Origin of the sequence: Mycetohabitans sp. B3 (assembly GCF_021498065.1) — a bacterium.
Lineage (GTDB): Bacteria > Pseudomonadota > Gammaproteobacteria > Burkholderiales > Burkholderiaceae > Mycetohabitans.
The window spans coordinates 1-2,518 of sequence record NZ_JAHLKN010000006.1; the positions used below are offsets into that span (position 1 = coordinate 1).

The 2,518-nt window shown below is 62.5% G+C and carries 2 protein-coding genes; one reads left to right on the forward strand and one right to left on the reverse strand.

Going from position 1 to position 2,518, the window contains the following annotated elements; all coding sequences use genetic code 11:
- Positions 1 to 14: 14 nt before the first annotated feature.
- Positions 15 to 1,691, reverse strand: coding sequence for a ShlB/FhaC/HecB family hemolysin secretion/activation protein (locus KQH55_RS01515; RefSeq protein WP_235090063.1), 1,677 nt, complete (start codon positions 1,689 to 1,691; stop codon positions 15 to 17).
- A 306-nt stretch (positions 1,692 to 1,997) separates the two neighbouring features.
- On the opposite strand from KQH55_RS01515, the gene KQH55_RS01520 reads away from it, so the two are divergent.
- Positions 1,998 to 2,518, forward strand: a 521-nt coding sequence (locus KQH55_RS01520) for a filamentous hemagglutinin N-terminal domain-containing protein (RefSeq protein WP_235090062.1), incomplete at its 3' end; no start/stop codon positions are given.

Consider the following 2,518-nt stretch of genomic DNA (forward strand, 5'->3'; position numbering starts at 1 on the left):
TGACGTGTGCCTGCTCACAGCTGCGCGCTCAGTTGAAAGCCGACTGTGACGCGGGCCGTCGATAACGCCGTTGGACGATACAGGGGCGTGCCAGCGAACAACTCGTACGTGTAAGTGGCCAAGCGCGTAGGCACCGTGCCGCGCAGCCCAAGGGCCGTGCCAACGAGCCGCGTGCCGTCTTGGCCTCGTGTCAGTGGACCGAAGACTTGGCCATAATCGAGCGCCACGTAAGCGTGCTGCCCGGTGTGCGCGATGGGCGCTTGCAGTTCATTGCGCCAGTAAAAGCCGCGCTCGCCGGCGAGCATTGTCTCGCCATCGAAACCACGCACCGTGTAGCGGCTGCCGATGGTCAAGCTATCCAGATAAAACAGCCGGTCGTTGGTGAACTGCCCGTGTGCGGCACTGACGTAGCGCAACGGCTGGCTCGCGAGCGTGAACGGCACGGACAGATTCGCATCGAGCGATGCCATGCGCAGTCGATACGTCGGATAGCCGCGTGGCAACGCCGGCGTTGCACCGAGCCAACCCAGACCATGCCGGTACGCGAGCAGGCCGTCAAACTGTGCGCCGCCGACATAATGCCGATGGGTCAAACCCAACTCGATAAACGTATTATTACGTCGTTGTGGTTTGATTTCGGTGTCTTCGATAAAGCTCGCGCCAAAGCGCTTAATGCCGCGCAGCTGCACACCGAACACACCGGCCTGGCTGCGCGCCAGTGTGCGATGCACGCGCGCGTCGACGAACTGGCTGTTGCCGCTCGCGACAAAGGTGTGGTTCACGCCGACAATCTGTTGGTAGTAGGTGTTGGTACTGGCGGACAGCGATGCGGTCCAGTATCCATACGGGATCGAATAGGCAGCGTTCCAGCCGTGCGAGCCGAGCCGCTTGTCGCCGAAACTGAGATCATGGTTGGCGCCCACGTTCAGTATGTCGTTCAAGCCCAGTGGGTTATCGACGCCGACGCTCACGTGGCCTTGCAGCTTGCCGGTCGCCCGTGCCCCCGAGTTGTCCACTGCTGCGACGATCGTCCACGGCTTGGCGCGCCTCAGCTGGATCACCACGTCACTCTGACCTGGCGTCTGGGCGGGTTCAATCCGCATGTCGACGTCCTGACTTGGCACGCGCTTGAGCTGCTCCAGGCCTTGTTCAAGATCGCGCAGATTCAGCGCGTCGCCGGCTCTAGCTGGAAACGCGGACTTCCATGTGCCGCGTATTGTTGGTTCCGATAAACGCACGGTATGAATCACGCCTGGCACTAGCGTGACGGTCAACTCGCCGTGCGACAGATCCTGCTCGGCCAGCATAACCCGTATTGTGATATAGCCGCGGCTTAAAATCTCCTGTGTTAGCCCACTGACAATCCGGTCCAAACCCTGCTTGCCGACGCATTGACCCGCGTAGTGTGCCAGCCATTGACGTGCAAATGCGAAGCGGTCCTGGGGCAGCGCCGAGGCGCCTTGCGCGCGCACGGATGCCGGTAGAAGCTCAGGCACCTTAAGCGCGAGGCGGTCAAGGCGAAAGCACGGCTGCTCGATGGGCAACACCGGGTAGGCCGCGGCGGGCGGTGCGCTGGAGCGTACAGCAGGCGTGTTGATGGCCTGTTCGCGCTCTTGTGCCTGGCGCTGTTGCTCAAGCCGCTGTTCCGGATAGGTGGTTTGCCGCGTCGGTTCAGGCGGGTTTTGCGCCAGCGCCCCGGGGCTGGTGCCTATGCCGCCGAGCAGCAGGGCCGCACATCCCACAAGCGGGCCAGCGTAGCGAGGGGGTAGCCGTGCTGTCGAGGTTGGCAAAGCAGGCGCTCCTTGACAAATAGGGCTGGCGCGGCCAGCGGGGACCTGATATTGGCATGGCGGGGCGGCCCACTGGGGTGGGCGGGTCCGTCCCGCGCAGTATTTTTTCCGATTGAATGGGGGCGGTGTCCGGGGCACGGCACAGGCGGTTGGCCAATGGCGAATCTTATACTAAGGTAGTTCAATTGCCCAACGAGGCGAATCTCTATGGCAACGCGTTGGATTCTAGTGGGTGTTGAGCCGGTGTGGCGTGTGGGCCGCGCCCGCTTCGTGGCGCTCTGGCTGAGCGCGTGGCCAGCGTGGGGCCTTGCGCAAATCGTGCCGGCTCCTGGGGGCGAGACGCGAGTCATCCAAACGCAAAATGGTTTGCCGCAGGTCGATATTGCCCGGCCGTCCGGGGCAGGCGTGTCGGTCAATCACTACCATCAGTTCGACGTCCAAGCGCCCGGCGCGATCCTAAACAATGCTTCGGCGATTGTTAAAACGGGTCGAGCAGGCTATATCAACGGCAATCCGCACTTCGGCCCGAATCAGTCGGCGCGCCTCATCGTCAACGAGGTTCATAGTCTAGAAGCAAGCCAGCTGCGTGGCCCTGTGGAGGTGGCCGGTCCGCGCGCTGAGGTGGTGGTCGCTAATCCGTCGGGCATTATCGTGAACGGCGGGGGCTTTATTAACACGAGCCGGGCGACGCTAACGACCGGACAACCGTACTATGGCGCAGACGGCTC